The following is a 24,984-nucleotide window of genomic DNA, read 5'->3' on the forward strand; positions in this document are numbered from 1 at the left end:
GAGGGGCTATAAGCCGCCTCCCTCCCCGATTCTAGTGATTAGTTTTCCAGCATCCAATCGTCGATAATCATTCTGGCAACGGTTGCTAGGACTTGAATGTCGATTTTACCTGTGTTGTAAATATCTGCTTTTTCAATTTCGTTCCAATTTGTATCAGAAGACATCGTTCCGTAGTACTTAGCAATGATGGACAAGTCATTAATCGTAATTTTCGTTGCACCAGGGACAAGTGTAATGAACTTAGTCGCGAATGTTGCTACGGCCTCATTCAATGCAGCAGTTGCTGCGTCCACTTGCGGCTGTCTCGAGGATGACTTATCAAGAACAGCTTGAGCGCTTGTAATCGCTGCTTGCAGAACCGCTTTCGAGCCAGTTTCGTATTTGCCGAGTTTGTCGCCTTCTACAGCTGCATCGAACTTGCTTTGCGCAGTAGTAATGGCTTCAGCTAACACAGATTTATCAACTGTACCTGGTTCTGGATCTGTTTCAGTAATCACAGAGTTATTAAATGTAGTCACAGCTGTGTTCAGCTCATTCAGCGCAGCAGCTACTTCAGCTTGCGTGGATGAAGGGTTACCGCTGACTGCTGATGCCTGACTAATGGCTGTCAGCAATGCTGCTTTGGAACCGCTTGGATATTGACCGACCTGAGTACCTTCAACTGCGCTGTCATATTTACTTTGCGCAGCAGCAATTGCCGTAATCAAATCTGCTTTATCCACAACGTTAATTTGAATTTGCAGGGAAGCACCAGGCACTTGTACTTCTGAACCTTCATTAGAAACTTTGAAGTCAGAGAGCGACACCGTCGTAATACCCGGTTCAACAGCTGCTTTTGTTTTGGCATGAAGGGTCAATAAATTACCCGGACTACTAATCGCATTGTTGGCGCCTTCACTAGCCATGATAATTCGAATTTCACCTTTTTGGGCTTTGACGGCTGTACCCAGCACTTTAAATTTGTCTTTCAGGTTACTAATCGCACTGTCTGCCAAGGAGACGGCATTACCACTAGTAACCGTATCAAATTCCAGCTTAGCTGGGTCGTATTTCACAATGACATCCATCGTCGTAAAGCTTGATTTCAAGCTGCTTACTCCCACGGTCAAGTCAAACAATTGCGCTTGATTCACCGCTTCAGGACCGATCAATGTAGACGAGGTTACACTAGGTGCAAGCACCGTCACATTGGCGACTGCCTTAATCGATGTTCCAGCAATCGTTCCGTTGACACTAAACGTTCCAGCCGCAGCATATTGCGCAGGGTCAATAGCAGACCAAACTACGTTCACTGTAGCCGTTGTTGCATCGCTATACGTCGCTGTTACAACAGTAGGCAATACAGGAGCTGTTCCCGGAGTTGTCGTTACATTTACCGGAGCTATGCTCGTAATGGCTTTCGTAGTTACCGTTAGCGTCAGGTGGGCTACAATCGTTGTGCCATCGACTGCACCGTTAAGCGTAACTGTTCCCGGAGCTGCGTATTGTTCTGGAGCGATAGTCCAGACGACATTGACAGGTCCAGTTGTGCCATTATCGAATACCGCTGTTACCGTTTGCGGTAATACCGGTGCTATGCCAACTGCCGTTGTAGCAGTTGCCGTTGTAAGAGATGCAATCGCTCTCGGATACACGGTCACATTGGCTTTGGCCGGTACCGTAGTGCCTGGTACAGTACCAAGAATGGTGAATGTCCCAGGTACATTCAATAAATTCGGATCATACGCATCCCATGTTACTTTGATGTTGATATTATCAATCGAGCCATCGTTATAGAACGCTTCGATAACCGTTGGCAATACCAGAGGTTCTCCAGCCGTAATGGAAATATTCTCATCCGGTATGCTATTAATCGTTACTTCATTCGTTACCCTTACATAGACAGTAGCTTCCGCTTCAATATTTGTACCTTCAACCGTACCTTTTACTGTAAAACTTCCTGGTGTTGCAACTTGGCTTAACGTTACAGCATCCCAGATTACGCTTGCAGCAGCCGTCGATCCATCCTCGAAAACTTTCGTGACCGTCGGTGGAAGATCAGGCAGCACATCATGAAGAGTGCTTACTTTAACAGGTTTAACACTTGCTGTTGGCGTCGTGTAAACCTTCCATTCCAAAATTCCCGTCCATTGCGTGCCTCTCGTGACCGTCATGCGCAATTTGGTCGTCGTAATCGGAGAAAACGTCGTTGTATTATATTTGTTGAGTGCAACGCCATTCCCCACTGCATTCGGCACATCCACATATTGCGTGCCATTCCAGTATTGAAGCTTACTGTCTGTAGGTGCTAGAATTCCACCGTTATCCGTCCACCAATAAACATCCGATTTGGAAATATTCACTGGTGTTCCCCACGTGTATTCCACCCATTGTGTTCTCGCGCTATTGTTCCAGTTTCCGTACGCTCCACCTGTTTTATCCGTTGAGCTAGTTGGATCACGTCCGTCATTGATCGCGAGCAGATTCTCCCATGTTGAAATAAATGATGTCGAAGCTGTCGCTGTTAATGCCACGTTCACCGCATTCGGAAGAGGATCTACTGTAACGGCAACATCTACTTTTGTAGACAATTCACCATCTGTAGCCGTTAGGGTTATTACGTAGTCGCCTGGTCTGTTAAAAGTAGCAATCGTATTACCAGCCGCATCTTTGGTGAATATAGCCTGACCGCCTGGGACTCCGCTTTTCAGCGACCAGCTGGTCTCCAACGTACCGCTAGGTAAGCCGTCATCTGTCATATTAACCAGTATCTTCGCTTTTAAAGGAATTTTCGCAGTCGTGTCTTGTTGGACAATGACGACTGGCGGTGTATTCACAGCTTCCGGAGCTTTTACTCCTGTACGGAAGACTTGGAGTTCTTTGACACCAACATTTGACCCTGGCTTAGGAGTCATCAGAACTCTTACCTTTTGTGCCGTAATTTCTGGGAATTGAATGTGATTATAGTTTGCCAGTGTTGGTGATTTGTACTGTTTAGGAACAGCAACCCATGCAGAAGTGGCTTCGTCATAGTATTGGACGGTATACATGGATGGCTCTCTGTAAAAGTTTTGCGGTTTATCGTTATAGTAGTAGATTTTGATATCATCAAAAGTCTTAGGTGAACCAAAATCAGACTCTAACCAATCTTGCGCGTTGGTCGATCCTCTTGACCCCCAAATTGGCGGATTAGCCGTAAAAGCACCGGAGGTAAAGAAGTTACCGCTGATCGTAAATCCTGTTTTGGCATTTGCTGCCGATGTTAATGGATGCGTGTAAGAAGCTGTCATTGTTGAATCTAGGGCTAGGTTTGCAGCATTTCCTGTTTCCGGCGTCAAATCCACACCGGCCTTCTGGAATAAATCAGCCGCCCTGTCATAGCTATTCAAATCAACTTGCGTAGCGCTCTTCATTTGTGCATTGCTGTTCTGTACGGCTGCTACCGCCCCGCTGCCGTCTAAGATGAATACGACACCTGTCGCCGAATTCCATTCCAAATGAGCAAGTTTATCTGTTCTCATGGCTAGCGTGCCATTCACATACATCGAATATCCTTCTTGAACATTCGGATAATAGGAGGTGCCATCTCCTGGTTTATCCCAGACAATCGTAACGTCGCTGCCATGATAACGCAGGTTATTCACCGTAAAGTGATCCCAACCGATATCAATTGGCCATAACTCAACCGTTGCGTCGGTACGTGGCACAAGGCCCATAATATCTTCAATCACTGAATAGTTGTAATTACCAAGAATATTGTGGTGAATGCCGGATCTTCCGCCGATTTGTTTCGTTGTTGGGTTCCAGTTATACCAATATTCATTGTTGTCCAAATAATTGATATTCCCTTGATAAGCGGTTGACCATCCAACCCAGTACATCAGTTTCTTGTACATATCGGCTGTTATGTAAGGCTGGTTCGGATATTTGCGAAGCACTTCTGTGAAGAGTCTAATATTTCCTGACGCATTCAGGTTGGCAAAGTTATTAGAGCCACCAACACCGGCTGCAACTGATAAGGCTTTGTCCTTCTGGTTTGCTGTATAGAATGGGAATACAGGGAATTCAGCGCTATCTCCCCAATATCTTAGTGATTCCAAGTACTTAGGATCATCTTTAGGAACGAGTCCATCCATTTGGAACGCGTAGTAATTGTTTGCTTCTTTCCAAGGGATGAATGTATTCGTCAATAAATCCTTCTGTAGAAACATTTTTGAATCATCGTCCCACATGATCGACAAGAAAGAGTTCTTTAGTTTATCTGCAAAAGCGAACATTTCAGTTGCCTTTGCCGAATTGCCGGCTAGTTGGTAAGCTTTGGCCGAAGCCATGGCATTTCCATATACGAAAGCGCTCTCAGTTCGGTTTTGATCGATATTTCCTCTTTTTTCAAAAAAGTGAAAAGCATTGCCATCGGCATCGTTCCCTGTTAGTGAGCCCCAATCATAGTTAATAACGCCGTCTTTGTTCGTGTCGAAGCGATCTAGCTGACCTTTCGCATCCTTTTCCGAATATCGGGCCAAATTATTTAAGATTTCCGGTTGACCGCCATGGACTTCATACGTTTGGAAAGCGGAATCCCCAATGTATTGGGAATAGCTGTTATTCCAGTTGGATGGTTTTCCTGGATTATCTGTAAACAGACTGTCCCTGGACGTTTCGCCGGCTGACACCCAATCACCATAGGAATAGATCGGATTTCTTAAATATTTAAGATCCTGCATATGCATCGGCTGAGTTAATACGATGGCGTTATTGTAGCCTAAAGCTCCTTCAACAGAGATCGGGAACTGATAGTCATTCCCTGGGATGTTGGCATCAAGGAAGTTAAATCTGCTTAGCCACCATCTGTAATAAATAATCTTTTTAATATTATCATCCGCAACATCCATATAAGGAACGTTGTCTGCCCACCATTTGTTATATTCACGAAGTTGAGTTAGATAAGCAGTATTGGCATCATAGTCTTTAAATCTATTGTAATCGGCAAGCGATTCCGGTATTTCATTCGTGATGAAACCCATCTGAAATTTAAGTGTTATTTTCTCATTAGGTGCCAAAGTTATGGATCTGGTTAAAATACCATTGCTTGCCGTCATGCCTGTGCCGCTGAATTTCGGGTATACTTTGGTCAAATTATTCCTGACATCAAAGGTACCAGAAAGCTCTGTGCCATCACTGGATACGGTTTTGGCAAAAGGGGAATCTGCCGTAAGATCAAATGTTTTGGAGGCCGTACCCGTGTTCGTAATCGTAACATTGTCGATAGCCACGTTATTATCCGTGATGAACTTAGTTTCTTCCAGCGTATATCCCGTTGCATTATAAAAGGCAGACCAATAACTCGGCGTCTGTACGCGTTTGCTTGAATCCTGCGTGAAGGTTACGCCAGGGATTTGAATAGAGTACCCTTTCTGATTCAGCAAATCAAAATAAGCGATATTGTTGCCAAAACCTATGACGGTGGCACTGTTCGTGTACATGTACAAAGCCTTGCCCCGTGACATCAAATAGGTTCCTGTAGGATCATTTCCCTTCCTGGTGAGAATGCGATCCATCCAGTAGGACGTACCTCCTGCGGCAATGTCCGCTTGATACATATCCATCATCCTGCTGCTGCTCGCATTGAATGGAGCAGGCTCAGCTGGTACGACAACATTGCCAGCCGCATTCGTAAACACAGGCATTCCAGGATCATTATTATTCACAAAATTAGGATCTGCAGCGAAAACGGATGCGCTGAAAATTGACGCTAAAGAGAACACTAGCGATGTCGTCAAAATTTTTCTGCCAATTGATTTTTTAAACTTTCTCATTTGTTACCTCCTATTGAATTTTAGCCATGACATGCCCCTTAGTAGCTACTGTCTGCCTTCTAAACAATGACTTAGCGGAATGAACAGCCTGCTGCCCAACATTTGCTTATCTAAGATGCTGATCATTCCGTTCATGATGACCACCCCCTTAAGGTAGTTAAATAAGCTGATTCTGCGATACGGTCGTAACGACTCTACCCCTTGACACCAGTCATCGCGATACCTTCTACCAAGTGCTTTTGCGCTAGGAGGAATAAGACCAAGGACGGCAGTACAACAACGCTTGTTGCGGCCATCATGTAATTCCACTGTGCGGAGTACGTGCCTTGGAACAAGGTCAATCCAAGCATTAACGTATAGTTCTTTTCACTTGTGATGAACACGAGTGGCCCCAAATAATCGTTCCAGCTGGCGAGAAACGTCAGTAACCCAACAACAATCATCGATTGCTTGCCGATTGGCAGAATGATTTTCCAATACGTCTGGAAATGATTTGCGCCATCGATTTTGGCTGCTTCGTCCATCTCTTTGGGAATCGACATAAAGAATTGGCGAAGCAAGAAAATGTTAAACACACCACCGCCAAACCATGCTGGAGCAATTAACGGAACGAAAGAATCTGTCAGATTTAATAACTTCCAACCGATAAAATGAGGGATCATCACAACGAAAAACGGGAGCATGAGTCCGGTCAGAATAACGCCAAACACACGGTCTCTACCCACCCAGTTAATCCTGGAAAAGCTATAAGCACACAGGGAGCTGCTTAATAAAACGCCTACAATGGAAAGCCCTGTCACGATCGTGCTGTTAAGAAAATATCTATGGAATGGATGGCTGCTAAGTGCGGTCTTAAAGTTATCCCAATAAATGGTCGTTGGAAGGAATACGGGAGGACTTTTGAAAATTTCACCCATATCTACAATCGCTGTCCGAACCATCCAGTAGAAAGGGAATAAGCAAATGATGCTGCCGATAACTAAAATGACATACACAAGCAGCAGCTTGAATGAACTCCTATTTGTCATTTGCGGTCTTCCTGCCCTTCGTAGTACACAAGAGATTTTGAGAATTTAAAGAATACCCATGTGAACAATAAAATAATCAAGAATAGCAGAACGGCACTCGCGCTTGAAGTACCAAAGTTGGAGAATTGAAAACCTTCTCTGAATAGATAGAGAACATATAAGTAACTCGCTTTATTAGGACCGCCTTGCGTCATGACATAAGGCTGAACAAACGTTTGAAAAGCGTTGATAAAGCCGATAACCGTATTGAAAAATATAATGGAAGAGCTCATCGGAACCGTAATATAAACCAACTTTTGAAAGCTGTTCCCACCATCGACTTCAAGTGCTTCATACAAGTGAGAAGGTATATTCTGGAGCCCTGCCAGAAAGATCACGATCATGTTCCCAGTCGTCCACAAACTGATTAGAATTAAGGTCGGGATAACGGTTACGTCGGATGACAACCACAAGGAGGTTGGCAAATGAAACGTTTCAAGTACGAAGTTAACGACGCCGAAATTCGGCTGCAGCAACCAAAGCCAGATCATGGAGGACGCTGCCAGCGGAATGATAACGGGCAAGTAAAATATGGCACGAAAGATGGTTCTTCCTCTTATTTTCATATTCAATAATATGGCAATGAAAAACGAGAAAATGATTCCTGCAGGCACACTGATCATCACATAATAAAAGGTAGCCCTGACGGCTGGATAATAGAAAGCATCCTTGCCTGCAAGCAGGTGTACATAATTATCAAGTCCAACAAACTTAGGAGATGAGACAATATTATATTTCGTAAAACTTAGAAATACGGTATAGAGTACAGGGCCAATGACAAAAATGAGAAACCCCAAAAGCACAGGAGAAGCAAATAATAGTCCATTTAACAGCTCGCGAGTGACTCTTTTTTTCAGCATCTTCTTAGATGTCGATACAACTAGTTTATTCTCAGTACTAATCTCCATCGCTATCTCTCCTGCTATCATTTGTTCGATTAGCCGGCACGAAGGCCGACTAATCGATATGTCCACTGCTGATGTCCTTCTTCAGTCATTAGTTAGTACTAAATCTGCCTTTAATCTCCGGTTGAACTTTCGGAGCTAGTTCTTTTAAGGCTTTTTCTGCTGTTGATTTACCGAGCCAAACGGGATCAAGTGCTGAGAAAGTCATATCCGTCACTTTACCGAAATTCATCAAATAGTAACCGGCACTTGCCACCCCATTATTCAAAAGGTTATTCATAAAGGCATCTTTGAAGCCTTCCGGATGCGCAGGATTATTTTCTGCCCATTGTGCAACCAGTGCAGGATCGGTGTACCATTTTTTCATCGTTGGCATCCACAGTCCGCCTTTGTACAAATCAATGGCACCTGCAGGATCAGCTAGAAATTTGGTCAGCATCCATGTTTCTTCCAAATGCTTAGTTGACTTGTAAATAACGCTTGCACCACTAATGCCCATGGCGATACTCTGCTTCATCTTCGGCAATGCACCAATGCCATAGTTTACTTTTGCCGCTCCAAGATCAAGATTGATCCATTGTCCATGCATACTCATCGCTACAATTTTGGATTGCAGCGCAACAGCTTGAGAAGGAATCGACTTCATTTGAGTCGGAGATGGGGCTACATGATATTTATTGATAAGATCAGCAAGTCTTTGAATCGCTTCGATGGCTTCCGGTTGGTCAAGCGCAAACGTTTTCCCATCTTTTGAGATGATATCGCCGCCGTTATTAACGACTTGAGCCATAATTGGCCCCCACCAGCTTTCAAACGATACACCGAACTGTTTGATGTTATTAGGGTCGAAATTCGGGTCAGCCGCATTTTTACCATTTTTATCAAGTGTTAATTTCTGCGCTGCGGCTACGAATTGATCCCACGTCCATGCATTTTCAGCCTTCGCAGGGGGAGCTTCGACTTTTGCCTCTGCAAACAAATCTTTATTATAGAAAATGGCGAATGATTCTGCGGCTGAACTTATCGCATAGGTATAATTTGGTTTTGTACCATTGAACCAAATATAGTCTAGGAAATCCGATTTTTTAACTTCCTTATCGTTTGCGAACAAATCATTGATATTAACGAATTTCTCTTCATTCTGCCATGCTTCGCCTAGCTCTGAGTGCATATAGCCGGCATCCGGCGATTCATTACCAGCCACCATCGCTGTAATTTTAGCATCATAATCCGATTCCGGAATGAACACGGGATCTACGGTAATCCAAGGAAATTTCTCGGTGAATTTTTTCGTTGCGTTCTCTATCGCTGTTTTTTCCTGAGGGCTGCCCCAATAGGTATACTTTAATTTGACGGGTTCTTTCTTGGCCTCTGGTGCTGCAGTAGCTGCAGTGGCTTCTTTGCTTGCTTGAGGTGCGGTCGTTCCCGCTGGTGATACCGCCGCCTCTTTGGGACTAGACGTACACCCGGTGAGAGTTATCATGGATGCAAACAAAACAACGAGAGATCGTTTCATCATACTTTTTTTCTGTAACAATTTGCTTTCCTCCCTTATCGCTCTAGGTTCTTCATAAGGTTTGACTTATGTAATTACACTATAACGAATGCGCTTACATCTTGATATTCGAAAGATTTTGGTTTAGTGGACTATTCTTATATTTTCAATAAAATTGACTCCGTGCTAAAAATTGTCCACACTACTCTCGAACTTGCGAAATGGAAACACGATATGTACACTCGTTCCAACGCCGACCTGGGATTCGATCGAGATTCCGTACTCCTGACCGAACAGCAGTTTAATCCGTTTATCTATATTGCTAATCCCAACATGCTCCGAATCATTATTCATGATGTTCTTCAGTTGGATGTCATCCATTCCCTTGCCGTTATCCTGTACGGTAAAATGTACCGTCGATTCATTATTCCATCCAACAATTTGAATCATCCCACCATTCTCTAGCAACTCAAATCCGTGAATAATGGCGTTTTCGATGATTGGCTGAAGGAATAGTTTAGGTACCGTACAGTTGTCTAGTGAGGGATCAATCTCGATTTGAACACCAAAAATGCCTTCATAACGAGTGCTCATGATATGCAGATAGCCCTTCAGCCACTTCATATCTTCTCGTAGAGGAACAACTTCTTTTTTATTATGTACGGTATATTCGAGCATCGTGGATAAGCTCATAATCATTCGACTAATGTCATCCTGATTTTTGTCCATAGCCATCCAGTTAATAATATTTAACGTATTATAGAGAAAATGAGGGTTCAGCTGCAGATTTAAAGCCATAATCTCCGCTTCTTTCTCCCTTAATTTCACCTCATAATTCTCGGTAATTAATTGTTGGATTTTTTCGTTCATTTGGTTAAATTTGGTGAAAAGAAAGCTGAATTCCTTATCGGATACGACCGGGATTTTCGTTGTGAATTTACCAATGCCAATTAAGTGAGTCGCAACTAACAATTTCTTAATTGGATTCGTTAACCAACCAGAGAGGAGGTAAGCAATAATAACCGACAGAATCATTAGAAATATGCTTAGATAGAGTGTATACGTTCGGAGGTTCGACAAGTTGACAATCAGTTGATCATACGGCACGAATGCTGCCGTGATCCAGCCCGTGGTTTGCATTCTGTCAAAACAGACCAGCAATTTTTTACCAGCAATCGTGGTGATCGACGATCCGCTTTTCTGCAGCAGGGCATCCTGAAACCAGTTTGAATCCGCATAAGATTTGATATGATTGGACTGCGTGGGAGAAATCACTCTTCCGTCCTGGGATAGGACAAATGTATAGGCACCCGTAACAGGCAGGCTATCTGCAAACACGCTATTAAACATATCGACTTTTACATTAATTAACAGAACAGGTCGTTCGATCCCTTCACTCATGTAATGAATGGATCCGTTTTGGAAATAGGTGCTGTTAATCGTACGGGCGGCCGCAAAGAAATTATTTACATTGTTATTCAGAATCTCTCCGCTCTTCACAATTTCGGATACTTCGTAATTAGGAATCCAGACAAGCCCTCCTTGCGCTTGCTTGGCATCCTTATATACGCTTGAATCCAGCACTTTTTCCTGAGAAATAGATACATTGTTGCTTCCAAAAGCGTAATAACTTGTTAGCAGATTAGCGGAGAATATATCACCATTTTCAATAAAATACTGATTTAGTATTTCTTTTATTCGCTTGTCCATTTGAATTAATTGCATCTCATCATCGTTCCTCATCGCATTTAACAGTGTATATAACTCGACATTGGAAATCGTTGATAACGTGCTTTCTTGTAATTTATTAAGCCTGTTGTCAATAATTTGATTGTCTTTTTTGACGATTTCATAGATATGTTTACTGGCATTTTCCAGAATAATTTGAGAGCTAGTGTTGTAGTATTTAATTCCGATCACGATAGCTGGGACAGTAATAAGGAGAATATAAGAAATCGTTAATTTGTCTCTGAACCTCAGCTCACTCAGTTTTTGACCTAGCAATTTCAGGTATTTCTTCACTGCCGCATCAACTCACTTCTTATTTATTCGCGTTGTATATGTTCACCGTAATTCTTCTATACTCTTCCGGTGTTACACCGAATTCCTTTTTAAATACGCGATTGAAATATTTCGTATCCTTAAAGCCGATCAACTTAGATATCTCATAAATTTTGGAGTCCGTTTCTTCCAGAAGCTCTTTCCCTTTCCTGAGCCGTGTTCGAAGTAAGTATTGGCTGAACGAAATGCCCGTGTTTACTTTGAAATAGTGACTAAAATAGCTCGTGTTGAAATAAAATTTACTGGCCACTGACTCCAGAAATAAATCCTCTGCATAATGCTCTTCGATATATTGCAAACAGGTTTTGATAATCATTTCCTTTTTCCAATTTCTTGTCTTCAGAATCGTGTCGATCATCTCGCTCAACATGTCGATAACTGAATTTTTCAGCATCGAATAAAAGGGGCTATGTTTTAAAGACTCCTCGGTTCTTCGTAATAAATCTTTGTAATAATCTTCTAACATGACATCTTTAAAATGATGGATCAGGTGCAGCACAATACGAAGAATAAACTCTTTAAAGGCTTCCGGCAGAGGAAGTCCCTGGTTAATTTGTTTTTCGAAAATGGCATGAATGAGTCGAACGGCTTTCTCTTTATCCGACTCGCGAACGGCATCAAGCAGCTCCTCTTCTTCGCGATATTTGGCAAGAAGTTGCCCGTTTGCTGCTGGCATAATCTCTTCTAACGAGAGGATGATAGCGCTACCAAGAAAAAATTGATAGGATAAAGCACGCTTGGCATCTTCGAAAGATTGTTTGGCTAGCCTGATGATATCCTCGCTTTTACTACCCATTGCTATTGTGATCTCCAAACCGTCTTCCTTCATTTTTCGAATGCACGCGCGCAGCTTATCCTGCGTTTCTGTCGAACGAATTTCGAATGAACTTGTCGAGATGACGGTAACGAGAATACTTCTTCTGTCCTCTAAGAAAAATGAAACAGAGCCTGCTGTAGGCCCCAAAGTTTGTTCTATTTGTTCTTTTAGAAATTGTTTGACTTGGAAATCATCCATGAAATCAGCCGATCTAAACGCATTGATCTCTGTGAGCAGAACCGTGCCTGCCTCGATAGGCGGAAGTAATTTGCGCAATTCAGATAGACTTTTCCCCTCTATATGCCCCGCAATCCATTGATTCATCAAATGATCATTGTAAATAGGGAGAGTTTGATTGAGTTTAATGAGCGCATTTTCATTTTCTTGCAGCTGCGTATGATTGGCTGTTATTTCTCTTTCAATTTTCTCTAAGGTATGTTTCATCGTCGCTGCATCAACTGGTTTAAGTAAATATTCACATACCCCTAAGCTGATTGCTTTTTGTGCATATTCGAATTGTCGATAACCGCTTAATACGACAAGAATAGGCGGTTTATCGTAGGAATCCAAGTGTTCTAGCAGCTGCAAACCATCCATCTGTGGCATACGGATATCGCTAAAAACAATATCAATGGGATTGTCAGCTATAATGCCAAGCGCTTCATTCCCATTTTTCGCCTTGAACACATGGTAATCCGGCCTTAGTTTCCCGATCAGATTTGCTAACCCATCCCTATGTCTTGGCTCATCATCAACAATTAATAGTCTATACATCGAACTACCCCCATCTCTCTATTTCGCGCAAAAGGAACACAACGTGTAAGCTCCTAGCAACAATTTCACCAAAAACACGACATTCCCTGCTATTAAATTAGCTTTCGACAAAGGTTCCGTTCGTTTATCAAAAAGCAACATTTTCTTCGGCAAATAGTCGAAGATATGCAACCGCTGCTCGATACGTGGATACCTTATTATCCGCGTAGAGATCACAAAAGATGAGATTCTCGTTGACAAACGTGAAACTAGATTCTATATTAGTTTAGGTGATATCGATTATCATTATCAATAAAAGTGTGGTCTAGATCCACCTATAAGGAGACTCCAAGATGAAGAACAAACTTTTTATCCCCCTTATTCTTTCGTTAATGTTCGCTATCTCTGCTTGCGGTAACAAAGCGACGAACAATAGCCCTGCAGCATCCCCACAAAGCTCGAGTGCGCCAGCCGCTACCACAGAGGCTTCTGGCACAATCAACTATGCATCAGAGACAGGACCTGTTCAGGTGCCCGCGAATCCTAAACGTATCGTTGCCCTGACGAATGCGCCGAACGTGTTATCGCTAGGCGGCACACTGGTCGGAGTAGACGAATGGACAAATAAGAACCCTCTTTTCAAAGATAAACTTAAAGGCGTCCCCGTTGTTTCAGAGAATGAACTTGAGAAAATCATTGAGCAGAAACCGGATCTAATTATCGCTGGTTCCGAGTCCAAAAACATTGAAAAATTAAAACAAATTGCGCCTACTGTCGTCTATACGTGGGGTAAACTGGATTACCTAGCCCAACAGCTAGAAATCGGTAAATTGCTGAACAAAGAACAAGATGCGCAAAAATGGAACGATGATTTCAAGAAGCGTGCGGCAGACCTAGGCAAAGAAGTCAAAGCCAAAATCGGTGAGCAAGCGACGGTATCCGTCATCGAAACAGACTCGAAAGACTTCTATGTTTTCGGCAATAACTGGGCTCGCGGTACAGAGGTCCTTTACCAAGCAATGGGTTTAAACATGCCTGAGAAAGTCAAAAAGGATGCTCTTGGCCCAGGCTACTACGCACTCTCACAAGAGGTTATCCCGAATTATGCCGGCGACTACCTTGTCCTCAGCAGAAGCACGGCAGCCAATAATTCCTTCATGAAAACCGATACATGGAACAACATTCCGGCAGTCAAGAACAAGCACGTCATCGAGATTGATACGGAGGCTTCCACATATAGCGATCCAATAACCCTCGAATATTTATTGACTATTTTCAAGGATGGATTCCTTGGCAAAAAATAAATGTGTAGAAACGCCTTCTTCAGCATGACCGAGAAGGCGTTTTTTCTCGCCTTGAATCATGTAACAATCGAACCCCCATTAACGAACATAACTTGGCCCGATATATAGGAGGCATCATCTGAGGCTAACAGGACATAAGCAGGAGCCAACTCATAAGGCTGCCCAGGACGTTTCAGCGGAACCTCTGTACCGAATGTCGTTACTTCTTCAGCCGTAAACGCAGATGGAATGAGCGGTGTCCAAGTCGGACCAGGCGCTACCGCGTTAACGCGAATGCCTTGATCGGCAAGCGAGAGGGATAACGAGCGGGTAAAGGAGACAATAGCCCCTTTGGCGGCTGTATAGTCAATCATGAAGCCCATCCCTGAGAAGGCGGTATCTGAAGTCGTATTAATGATGGCGCTTCCCGCGCGCAGATGCGGCAAAGCGGCTTTCGTCATATCAAAGAATGAGATGATATTGGTTTGGAAGGTATGCATGAGCTGCTCTTTGGTAATATCCAAAATGCTCTTCTGATGGTACTGAACGCCATGATTGTTGACTAGAATATCCAATTTTCCATAGGTTTTAATCGTTGTATCCACAACGTTAAGACAGTTTTCCTCTTCTCTTAGATCTCCAGGTATTAACACGCAGCGGCGCCCCAACTGGGTAATCATTTGCTTCGCTTCGGCGGCATCTTGATGTTCATCTAGATAGGCGATGGCCAGATCTGCGCCTTCCTTGGCAAAAGCGATCGCGACGGCCCTGCCGATTCCACTATCTCCGCCTGTGATAATCGCCACCTTATCCTTCAGCTTCCCGCTCCCCACATAAGCAGGATTGTGTGATAAGGGGCGAGGGGTCATCAAATACTCGAACCCTGGCTGCCTATTCTGATGCTGCGGTGGAAAAACGACAGGAACATTCGTACATTGCTGCTTCCAACCCATGTAGGGGTACATGAAATAAGTCACTGCTTTCGCCTCCTCTCGATTTCAGTTACCTATCTCACTTTATTCCACTGGATTTATAAACAGTCCATATCTACTACCTGACGTCCTTATCATCCACCGCAATTTTCATATGAGAACTCCCAATAACCTAACGGAAATCCCGCATAGGATTTAAGCGAGGAACTACAGTCCTCTATTTGAAAAATAATAAGCGATTTCCTCTCTAAGCGGAACTACAGGCTCTTATTTCTCCTCCATGACACGTTTTTCAGGTGGCGAAATAGCGGAACGTAGTTCCCCTTAAACATGGAATATCTGGGTTTTTATCGAAATAGCGGCGTGTAGTTCCCCGAAGCTGTCAAAAAAACTTCGTTTTAATATCTTAGAGACACCAAAATCTAAATAAGGGGTAAGCTTCGCTTATAAATTATACGTAAAAAAGAGCCAATCCAAATGGATTAAGCTCTAATTTGTAGCACTCTTATTAATTCGTTACTCCCACTGGTAATCCGCTCGTTCAAGCAACTGCTTAAGCGCACGTACCGCAGTGACAACACGTTTAGGATTGCTGGCGTGCGGCATGTAATGCTGCAGATGCGGCTCTACAGACAGAAATCCGTTATACGCTCTTTCTTTTAAAATGAGCAGTAAGGCATCAATTTCTCCGTCTCCTGCTCCGGCAGGAACAAATTGTTTCGGTTCGAACGTGGCATCCTTAATGTGAATGTAATCGGTGTAGGATTTTAATCTAGGATAGGCATCCTTCATCGGTTTAATATCGTTCTTAACAAAATTACCAGGGTCGAAAGCCAGACGCAGAGAATCGGATGCACAATGCTGCAGAATTTCCAAACAACGTTCATCCGTAGTTCCGTACAAATCATTATCATTCTCAAGAATGAGAACGACGTTATTCTGTTCAGCAATCTCCGTCAATTGCTTCATTCTACGCAGAACTTCATCTCTGCATGTATCCAGGTTCGCATTCTCCGGCGGATGATAGGAAAATATACGAATATACGGGGTTCCTAACACATGAGCAGCCTGAATCGCCCGCTGGATGGATTGCAATTGAGGACCGAAGTCATCCGCAACCGGATATTTGCCGATTGGTGAAGCAATGGAAGACACTTGGAAACCACGTTGATTCAGTGTTTGACGGATGGCAGCGAGCTCCTCATCATCCAGCGCCAGCACATTTTTGCCCCATACATTCCGAAGTTCAATAAACGAGATCCCCTCTTGCTGCAGCACATCTAACTGCTCTTCCAAATCCTGCGAGATTTCATCGGCGAAACAAGTGATTTTAGCTTTAAGCATGGCCAACTCTCCTTTATTATTTACTGCTGCCGAAAGAAGCTGACATATCCTCGTGAGCCGTTGAATTCGTAACGACTTGTTTCACAAACGTGGACGATTGAATAAGTTCGTCCAAATGAGCTTGAAAAGCATCGCCGTCAATCGGCACCTGGACAGGGCGCTTCTGGAAGGAAGACAGCATAATGCCGTTAGCCAGCGTCAAAGAGCCAAGCCCCTCTGGACCTTCAGCAATCAAGTTTGTTTCCTTGCCTAAGAGGCGGTCGACCAAGCGGCCAGTTACGACATGATGGCCATTAGGAGCATCGACGTCCACCTCAACTTCCTCCGGCTCAATCTCCCAAGTCGCAAATTTTTGCTCGGTCTCTTTCGTGAACGTAAGCATAGACTGCGGATATTTATAGTGAAGCAGCTTACCGTTCTCCAGTACGAGCTTGCCAGTATCCCCCACGATTTCTAGGCGATTCGTTCCCGGCAGCTCGGCTGTTGTCACGATCAGATGCCCGATCATCCCATTCGCATGTTCAAAGTAAGCGGTTACCTCATCCTCAACTTCAATATCATGATATTTGCCAATATGCGCATGACCAGAGATCAGCGAAGGCAGTCCGAACAACCATTGGTACATATCCAGTGTATGCGGACACTGATTGGTCAAGATGCCGCCACCCTCACCAGCCCATGTCGCGCGCCATCCACCACTATTATAGTAGGACTGCGAACGAAACCATTTGGTATGAATCCAGGTAGCACGAGTTAATTGACCCAGCTCTCCGCTGTCCACGATTTCTTTGAGTTTTGCATAAAAAGGCAGCGTTCTTTCTTGAAACATGATAGCAAACTGGAGTCCAGGATATGTCTTTTTGGAAGTTTCATAGGCATCAATCATGCGTTTGGCATCATTCACATGAACGGCTATCGGTTTCTCGCACATGACATGAATGCCCCGCTGGAAGGCTTCTATCGCAATGATTGGATGATCATAATGTGGAACCGCGATAATGACGACATCCAGCCCAGACTGATCCAATAAATCTACGGCATTGTAATAAGCTGTAGTCCCATAAGTCTTAGCATTCAAATCGGCTTTTTCTTTATCTACATCACAAACGCCAACAATCGTTACATTCTCCATCGCACTCAAATATTTCAAATGCGTGTTGCCAATATTTCCAATTCCGACAAGACCAAATTTGATTTTTTGTTTACTCATTTGTTGTTCCCTCCCAAATCTATTGAATATCACACTATCATCCTATATCATTACAATTACCACTTCCTTGACGAAATTGCCTCAAAAGTGGATAAACTTGCTCATATCGCGAGGAGGAATTTTCTTGCTTGCTGATTACTTAGAACAGTTTGATGAACATGTGAAATTTCGCCATGCCATTCGAACGGCTCCCTTTAATGTTCATTTTCATTTGCATCAAGGCTGTGAGATCTTCTTCTTAATCAGAGGTGATGTGAACTATTTCGTTGACAAAACCGTGTATCCACTGGAATTGGGTGATCTCATCATAACCAATGAGCATGAAATTCATAAGCCTGCGCTCACGACCGATGACTTATATGAGCGTGTTACGATTGAATTTAACCCGGCTCTGATTGCTCTCTTTCAAACCGACGACTTGAAACCGCTTCAATGCTTCTACGACCGGCCCGCTGGAGAAAAAAATAAAATCAAGCTCAGCGAACAACAATCATCCGCTTTGCTTGATTTGTTTACGAAATATAATGACATCATCCACCATCCATTCCCAGGTGATTCCCTCATTAAACTGGGGTGTTTGGTCGAGATTCTTGTTCTGGTTCATCGCTTCTTTTATACCAACAAAGAAAAGGAAAGCGGCATGGATTTGCCGAAAAGATTGAGTCCTATCCTAGCCTATCTCGATCAGCATCTTACGGAAGATTTGACACTCGAACGGCTAGAGAAAATGTTTTTTATTAGCAAATATCATCTAAGCAGACTTTTCAAAAAACATACGGGCAGCACGATCCATGAATACATCATCTACAAACGGATTGCGCTTGCCAAGAAATTGCTCACAGATGGTTACAACGTTACTGAGGCCTGCATGGGCTCAGGTTTTAATGATTATACAGGTTTCCTGCGCATGTTTAAGAAAAAGGTAGGCGTGCTGCCCAAGTATTATACAAGCAAACAAGCAAGTGCTCAAATGAGCCTGTCCACTTCAAAATGAAAACATGACTTACCTAAATGAATGGGGCTTACTTTCCGCCCACAGGCTCAATCAAGCGGTGTTTATACCACTTTTCTCCATAGTACCGCCAGAGGAAAACAGCTCCGCGGACGCCCCATTCCAATTGCATAGCCGCCCAAACCCCGATAACTCCGAAGCCTAAGGTGATCCCAAACACATAGCCGAGCACGACCCGGAACAACCACATGGTCAGCATCGAAGAGATCGAGGTGAAGCGCGAATCCCCCGCAGCTCGCAATGCCCCAGGCAGCAGAAAACTGATCGACCATAGAGGGATTTGAGCTAACAGATTGACCAGCATAATGAGATACAGATCGTCCATAATTTCTGCCGGAGGGCTGAACAGTCCTACTAGCGGATTGAAGAACGGGAGCAAAAGCAGCCCCATCAACAAGAGAGAGCCAGACGACAGCCACAGAAACGACCTCGTAAATTTGCGGGCATCCTGAATATTGCGCCTCCCGATACATTGCCCTACTACCGTGATTAACGCAGTAGACAATGCGATCGAGGGGATTTGCAGCAGCATAGCGATTACCGAGCTGATCGCGTTAGTCGCAATCGCATAGGTGCCCAGGCTCACAATATAGATTTGGGTTAACATTTTTCCCCCGTTAAAAAATAACTGCTCCGCTGCGAACGGCAGCCCAATGAACATGATTTTCTTAAACATGGAGAAATTCCAGTCGAGCACATCCTTAAGCCGAATTCGCAGGCTGGCATCCATTCGCAGCAGGTAGAACAATGCGCAGCCCGCCGCCAAATAACGGGAAATATTCACGGCCACGCTCAACCCTACAACACCCATGTCCAGATAATGGACAAATATAACATTGAGCAGCACGTAGGTGAGGTTCATGATCAAAGACAGCACCAAAGTTACTCTCGTCCTGCCAATCCCTCTAAGCGCTCCGTTGACCGCTTCCTTAATCGCGATCCCAGTGTAGGATATGACGCTTCCCACCAAATAGGTACCCGCATGGGAGAACACCTCCGGCTCCGCCGTTCCGAATAACACCTTCAGGATTGGATGATAAAATAGCAGGACCAGCAGGCTGAGTGCTACCGCAACCAGTGTAACCGCGGATAGCGAGCTTGCCGCCGCTTTGGAAACCATTTTATCATTACCGCTTCCCTTATACTGCGCAACCACGACTGTACCACCGGTCGCCAAGGCGACAAATACGTTAACCAAGAACATGTTGAGCGAATCGACCATGCTTACGGCACTGATCGCCGCCACGCCCGATGAACTAATCATCGCGGTGTTCACCAAGCTTAAGCCGACAAGAAAGGCCTGGTCGATGAGAATCGGGAGAAACAACGAGATGACCTGACGATAATCGATAGATTCCCCCGACAGATATTTGTTCAAAATAGCATGGCAATAGGCCTTAAATCGCACCACCATGATCAAGCTTCACTTCCCATCCGAAAATATCCTGTTCAATGAACATTCAAATAACATTCATTATAGCAAATTTTTTGATTGTTCCCTTGCCATTTATTGGATGTAGGCTTAAACAAAAGAAAGTTAGGGCAAAAGAAAAGGAATCATGCTGTAAAAGCCATGATTCCATTCTTCTTATTGATTCAAAACCTTCTGTGCCATTTTCGCTAGATCTTCAATATCTACTTTACCATCGCCAGTTAAGTCTGCTGCTCTAGCCACATTCCAATCCGGACTGCTGCTATTTTTTCCATAATGGGTGGCAAGAATCGCTAAATCGCCAATCGAGTACTTACTGTCATGGTTCAAGTCACCGTCAGGGACGTAGCCCTCAATCCGCACCGTAAGTTCAGCCGGTACAGCTTCTGTCTCTGTGCCTTTCTCATCGGCCAAGACTGCTTTGAGCACCGTGATTTTACCAGAGGAATTAGGAGTTCCCTTCGCTTTAAATTGGAGTGTAACAAGCGGTGTTTCATGCTTGCTTTGATCATCTCCCCCAATGTTTGCGAGCACCATGCGAACGCTGCCATTATGGTCGTCGACATAGTGAACAACGGCAATTCCGTCTGCTGCTGAGTCTACATCCTGCAACTCAAACAAATCTGCTTGATAGTGTAGCGTAACATCAGACCCGTACACCGTGTTTGTTACACTTGATACACCCAGATTTACTGCAAAAGTCGAACCTTCATTGACAAGACTAGCTCCGTCCAATGTCATGTTCGGCTGTACCGCATCTTCCATTTCCGTTACACGAATGTTATCAAACGTTGCATTAGCTTTGTATGTGCGAAGTCCGATAGCCCCTTCGGTAAAGGTGCTGTCAACCACACTAGCCACAAGCGTGTCGTTAACATAGACGTCAATATTGGGCCCATTGGCCACAACCTTTAAGCGATAAACCGTATCTACGCTGATCGGAGGAGCAGCTTTATTCGCCAGTTCTGTCCAATTGTTATTTAGCTTGCCCACTTGAACGCGACCAGCGATTGTAATACCCGCATAATATCCTTGCAAGTTATCCGTACCAACAGTAGGATTATTCACTCTGAATATGACGCCAGCGTTCGCTAAACTGGGACTAGTACTCATGGAGATATCCGTTTCGTAAGTGAAGTCTTGGAATTTCGTATCCTTAGCCACAGCTTTGTAACCTTCACCGTTAATGACGGTGTATTTACCGCTAGCTGCGCTCCACTCACCACCGTATGTCGTGAAGCCTTCTGCATTCAGATCATCAAATGTATCAACAAAAGGCAGAGGATTGTTCGCTTTATCGCGGAATTGCTTAACGGCTGCATCTAGCGCAGCAATTGCTGCTTTAATGCCATCCGCGGTGGTTTGTTCGTTGTCATACACTGCCTGAGCACTTGCAATGGCTGCTGAGAAAATATTCACGACTTGCTGCTTGTACTGTCCTGGTCCATCTCCTACAGCAGCGTTATCACGAATTTGCTTAGCTTCTTGGATACTAGTCATTAGATCGGACTTATTGCTATTGCCGATTAATTCCCTATGTGCTGCGGCAACGCGAGCAAAATCAACCTTCTCCACTTTGCGGTCATAACTTACTAATCCATTGATCTCGTATTCAACATCCGAGATTTGGGTATATACGGCCGCACTAAGTCCAGGCTTATCTTTCAGTTTTTTGATCGTATTGATATAACTAATATACTGATCCGTTAACTCTTCCTTCGTATTCATGGCTAGTCCCGCATACACGGTCAAAGGACTGAATTCATGCCCTGGTACGCGAAGGCCTACACCTCCGTATTCACCGAGCGTTGCTGCCCGATAATCCGAAGGAGTCGGCGACTCGGGTGCAGGATACTTGTGCCAATCCAGGAAATGGCCTGCCTTGGACTCATTTTCCCCGCCTCCGGCATCATACCACCCAGTAACTCCATTGATGAGACGAGTCGGATCTGCCTTCAGCGCATGCGCGATGGCCTCTCTGGTATAATTTCCACCGTTGTCGAATTGACCCCAGCCTTCATTAAAGACAATATAGACAATAATGGAAGGCGAGTTCTGCAATTGCTTGATCATTTCATCAAATTCTTTATAGTATTGCGGTTGAGCCGATACATCTCTGCTCGTTCCGCTTGGCATGTCCTGCCAAACGAGAAGTCCCAATTTATCTGCCCAGTAATACCAGCGAGCTGGTTCAATCTTAATATGTTTGCGGATCATATTCATATCCATCCGCTTCTCAGCTTCAATATCAAATTTCAATGCGTCGTCTGTTGGCGCTGTATAAAGGCCATCCGGCCAGTATCCTTGATCCAAAGTTCCCATCTGAAAGACGAATTTCCCGTTCAGCATAGGACGCTGGATACCATCGACTTTTCCCAGTTTCACTTCTCTCATACCGAAGTAGCTGTCTATTTTATCGACGATCGTTCCGCCATCTTTCAAGGATACTTTTAGATCGTAGAGGAACGGGTCGTCCGGTGTCCACCATCTCGCATCTGGTACTGGAAGCAGCAATTCAGTATCGGCATTTCCGCTAATGCGACCTACTTCAACGCCATTTTTCAGAGCCACAGCCTCTACCGTTTTACCAGTTCCATTGACTGTATCAACGGTTAGCTTCAACTGGCCATTCCAGATATCTGGCACCATGTTCATCCGGTCAATGCTTGCATTATCGACAGGCTCCAGCCAAACGGTTTGCCAGATACCAGATACCGACGTATACCAAATACCTCCCGGTTGAACAACCGTTTGCTTCCCTTTGATTTGCTCCCCTTGGGTATCCGTATAATCGAGGACGTGCACGATCAACTCATTTTCGCCGGGCTTCAATTGGTCCGTTATATCGAAGCTGAAGGACGTGTATCCACCTTTATGGCTTCCCACCTTTGTTCCGTTCACATACACGTCCGTTTCGTAATCCACTGCTCCAAAATTCAATTTCACATGTTGGCCATTCCAATTTTGGGGCACCGTGAAACTCCGCTTATACCACATAAGCTGCTCTTGGCGCTGAATACCTGAAAGCCTGGACTCTACGGCAAACGGCACTGTGATGTTCTCTTTAAGCTTTTGTCCAGTTGGCAGCGCATCCCCTTGTTTGGCTGCTTGGAATTCCCACTTTCCATTCAGGTTTAGCCACTGCTCTCGAACCATCTGTGGTCTTGGATAATCCGGCAAAGGATTATTCGCATCGACTTGACTTGCCCACGGCGTTTCGATCTGATAGGTGGAATAGTTTTTGATTGCAAGATAGAAATCCTTAACCGGCTTACTGCTTGCAGCATACACAAGAGCGCCTCCACCTGTATATCCTATATTTGCCATAGGAGCATCTTGATAATACATGGGATAATCAAACTCTACTTGGATCGTTTTCGGATCGCCAGACTTGAGAACGGCTGATTTAATCGGCCAATCCTTCCCTAGGACATTAGCTGAAAGCTGCTCTCGTGCGCTGCTGCCAAGCTCCGCTAGTGCCTCTGCAAATGTGAATTCGGCATGCAGCCCATCAGGCTTAACCGATCCAGCGACTGGTCCGCTATTCTCAAAGTCTACAGGCAAAGTGAAGGCTGTCGCAGGTACGATTTGCTTCGGCACACTTGGGCTGCCCCAACGTAAAAACAAATTGGAGCCACCGTCATTCTCGAAATACTCCACTTTGATGTCATATTTCTGCCCGGCTACCAAGGCAATTGGACTGCCTGTTTGTTCCTTATCCCAATCAGCGACCCAGTGATCAATCATTAATTTATTATCGATCCACAGTCTGAAACCGTTATCACCAGTCATCCAGAACGTATAATTTTCAGAGAACTCTGGTGTGATCTGTCCTGTCCATCTCACATTCACACGATTGTTCTGCCCTACCAATGTCGTGAATGCTCCTTCCAATGAACTAAAATTAATGTACGGATCGACCACCGTCGTTACCAAGTCTTCAAACCTAAACTCACCCGGTCCGGAGTTCTTGTAATAGTCCGCTTTCAAACCATAATTCGTTGCATTGGGGTTGGAATCTGCCGCATGGCTTTTGGACAAGCTATACGGCAGAATGAGGCAGATTAGCATAGAAAAGATAAATAACTGCACAATCCTTTTGGTCGTTTTCATTTGTACAATTCTCCTCTTTTGAATTACTGGATTCACTGATTATGAAACGAACAGCATCTATTTTCTTCTTGAAAATACCTCCTCTCGCTTTCAAATTGGTATTACCCTCAAATCAAAAGTGTGCGCATATCAAGCATATATGTCCCTACAACCATTTGTATTTACAGATATCAGGCATTTCTTGTAATTTTATGGCAATCTATTTCGTGTGGCAGCTCGCCTCCACTTATCTCTTCCCTCGAAACAGCCTAATTGGCGCTCTCAGTAGTATCTAGCTACTTTTCATGCGGTGAGGCGTCCTTTTAGGCGCTCTCGTCTAACTTTTGTAGCCGCACGAGCGCTCTCTTCCGCTGAGAGGGCCTAATTGGCGCTCTCATCAGTATCTAGCTACTTTTCATGCGGTGAGGCGTCCTTTTAGGCGCTCTCGTCTAACTTTTGCCGCCGCACGAGCGCTCTCAGCAGCATCTAGCTACTTTTCATGCGGTGAGGCGTCCTTTTAGGCGCTCTCGGCTGACCTTTGCCGCCGCACGAGCGCTCTCTTCCGCTGAGATAGCCTAATCGGCGCTCTCAGTAGTATCTAGCTACTTTTCATGCGGTGAGACGTCCTTTTAGGCGCTCTCGGCTGACTTTTGCCGCCGCACGAGCGCTTTCTTCCGCTGAGATAGCCTAATCGGCGCTCTCAGTAGTATCTAGCTACTTTTCATGCGGTGAGACGTCCTTTTAGGCGCTCTCGGCTGACTTTTGCCGCCGTACGAGCACTCTCTT

General features: G+C 44.4%; 13 protein-coding genes. 2 read left to right on the forward strand and 11 right to left on the reverse strand.

The genetic code is table 11. From position 1 onward, the window contains the following. Positions 1 to 38 precede the first annotated feature (38 nt). The 6 genes from AC58VC_RS27195 to AC58VC_RS27220 form a co-directional block, all read right to left on the reverse strand. Positions 39 to 5,795: an Ig-like domain-containing protein gene (locus AC58VC_RS27195; protein ID WP_497373251.1), complete on the reverse strand. Its 5,757-nt coding sequence runs from the start codon at positions 5,793 to 5,795 to the stop codon at positions 39 to 41. A gap of 194 nt (positions 5,796 to 5,989) precedes the next feature. Continuing rightward, on the reverse strand, positions 5,990 to 6,823 hold the full coding sequence (locus AC58VC_RS27200; RefSeq protein ID WP_497373253.1) for a carbohydrate ABC transporter permease: 834 nt from the start codon (positions 6,821 to 6,823) through the stop codon (positions 5,990 to 5,992). Further along, complete coding sequence (locus AC58VC_RS27205) at positions 6,820 to 7,770, reverse strand: carbohydrate ABC transporter permease (RefSeq protein WP_497373255.1); 951 nt, start codon at positions 7,768 to 7,770, stop codon at positions 6,820 to 6,822. Before AC58VC_RS27205 ends, AC58VC_RS27200 begins: the two co-directional genes overlap by 4 nt. Positions 7,771 to 7,858: 88 nt before the next feature. Then, complete coding sequence (locus AC58VC_RS27210) at positions 7,859 to 9,304, reverse strand: ABC transporter substrate-binding protein (RefSeq protein ID WP_497373257.1); 1,446 nt, start codon at positions 9,302 to 9,304, stop codon at positions 7,859 to 7,861. Between the two features lie 144 nt (positions 9,305 to 9,448). Further along, entirely contained in the window at positions 9,449 to 11,284 is a 1,836-nt protein-coding gene (locus AC58VC_RS27215) for a cache domain-containing sensor histidine kinase (RefSeq protein ID WP_497373258.1), read from the reverse strand. 19 nt (positions 11,285 to 11,303) lie between these two features. After that, positions 11,304 to 12,914, reverse strand: coding sequence for a response regulator transcription factor (locus AC58VC_RS27220; RefSeq protein ID WP_497373260.1), 1,611 nt, complete (start codon positions 12,912 to 12,914; stop codon positions 11,304 to 11,306). Between the two features lie 332 nt (positions 12,915 to 13,246). On the opposite strand from AC58VC_RS27220, the gene AC58VC_RS27225 reads away from it, so the two are divergent. Then, entirely contained in the window at positions 13,247 to 14,197 is a 951-nt protein-coding gene (locus AC58VC_RS27225; RefSeq protein ID WP_497373262.1) for an iron-hydroxamate ABC transporter substrate-binding protein, read from the forward strand. A gap of 56 nt (positions 14,198 to 14,253) precedes the next feature. On the opposite strand, the gene AC58VC_RS27230 is transcribed toward AC58VC_RS27225, so the two are convergent. The 3 genes from AC58VC_RS27230 to AC58VC_RS27240 all read right to left on the reverse strand — a co-directional run bounded on the left by AC58VC_RS27230 (position 14,254) and on the right by AC58VC_RS27240 (position 17,662). Continuing rightward, entirely contained in the window at positions 14,254 to 15,141 is an 888-nt protein-coding gene (locus tag AC58VC_RS27230) for an SDR family oxidoreductase (RefSeq protein WP_497373318.1), read from the reverse strand. Positions 15,142 to 15,624: 483 nt separating this feature from the next. After that, positions 15,625 to 16,452 (reverse strand): sugar phosphate isomerase/epimerase family protein, encoded by an 828-nt coding sequence (locus AC58VC_RS27235; protein ID WP_497373264.1) that lies wholly within the window; start codon positions 16,450 to 16,452, stop codon positions 15,625 to 15,627. Positions 16,453 to 16,468: 16 nt separating this feature from the next. Further along, positions 16,469 to 17,662: a Gfo/Idh/MocA family protein gene (locus tag AC58VC_RS27240; RefSeq protein ID WP_497373266.1), complete on the reverse strand. Its 1,194-nt coding sequence runs from the start codon at positions 17,660 to 17,662 to the stop codon at positions 16,469 to 16,471. 124 nt (positions 17,663 to 17,786) lie between these two features. Here AC58VC_RS27240 and AC58VC_RS27245 point away from each other — a divergent pair, with 124 nt between their 5' ends. Further along, on the forward strand, positions 17,787 to 18,656 hold the full coding sequence (locus AC58VC_RS27245; protein WP_497373268.1) for an AraC family transcriptional regulator: 870 nt from the start codon (positions 17,787 to 17,789) through the stop codon (positions 18,654 to 18,656). 28 nt (positions 18,657 to 18,684) lie between these two features. Here AC58VC_RS27245 and AC58VC_RS27250 read toward each other — a convergent pair whose 3' ends face one another. Both AC58VC_RS27250 and AC58VC_RS27255 read right to left on the reverse strand, forming a co-directional pair. Continuing rightward, entirely contained in the window at positions 18,685 to 20,088 is a 1,404-nt protein-coding gene (locus AC58VC_RS27250; RefSeq protein WP_497373320.1) for an MATE family efflux transporter, read from the reverse strand. Between the two features lie 174 nt (positions 20,089 to 20,262). After that, positions 20,263 to 24,219 (reverse strand): PA14 domain-containing protein, encoded by a 3,957-nt coding sequence (locus AC58VC_RS27255; protein WP_497373270.1) that lies wholly within the window; start codon positions 24,217 to 24,219, stop codon positions 20,263 to 20,265. Positions 24,220 to 24,984: the final 765 nt, after the last annotated feature.

Source organism: Paenibacillus sp. J22R67 (assembly GCF_059692175.1).

What these genes read in the sequence shown, in the direction of transcription:
- AC58VC_RS27230 (WP_497373318.1), bottom strand. Translation starts at nt 15,141, where the DNA reads ATGTACCCCTACATGGGTTGGAAGCAGCAATGTACGAATGTTCCTGTC.
- AC58VC_RS27255 (WP_497373270.1), bottom strand. Translation starts at nt 24,219, where the DNA reads ATGAAAACGACCAAAAGGATTGTGCAGTTATTTATCTTTTCTATGCTA.
- AC58VC_RS27240 (WP_497373266.1), bottom strand. Translation starts at nt 17,662, where the DNA reads ATGAGTAAACAAAAAATCAAATTTGGTCTTGTCGGAATTGGAAATATT.
- AC58VC_RS27235 (WP_497373264.1), bottom strand. Translation starts at nt 16,452, where the DNA reads ATGCTTAAAGCTAAAATCACTTGTTTCGCCGATGAAATCTCGCAGGAT.
- AC58VC_RS27250 (WP_497373320.1), bottom strand. Translation starts at nt 20,088, where the DNA reads ATGGTGGTGCGATTTAAGGCCTATTGCCATGCTATTTTGAACAAATAT.
- AC58VC_RS27220 (WP_497373260.1), bottom strand. Translation starts at nt 12,914, where the DNA reads ATGTATAGACTATTAATTGTTGATGATGAGCCAAGACATAGGGATGGG.
- AC58VC_RS27225 (WP_497373262.1), top strand. Translation starts at nt 13,247, where the DNA reads ATGAAGAACAAACTTTTTATCCCCCTTATTCTTTCGTTAATGTTCGCT.
- AC58VC_RS27200 (WP_497373253.1), bottom strand. Translation starts at nt 6,823, where the DNA reads ATGACAAATAGGAGTTCATTCAAGCTGCTGCTTGTGTATGTCATTTTA.
- AC58VC_RS27205 (WP_497373255.1), bottom strand. Translation starts at nt 7,770, where the DNA reads ATGGAGATTAGTACTGAGAATAAACTAGTTGTATCGACATCTAAGAAG.
- AC58VC_RS27195 (WP_497373251.1), bottom strand. Translation starts at nt 5,795, where the DNA reads ATGAGAAAGTTTAAAAAATCAATTGGCAGAAAAATTTTGACGACATCG.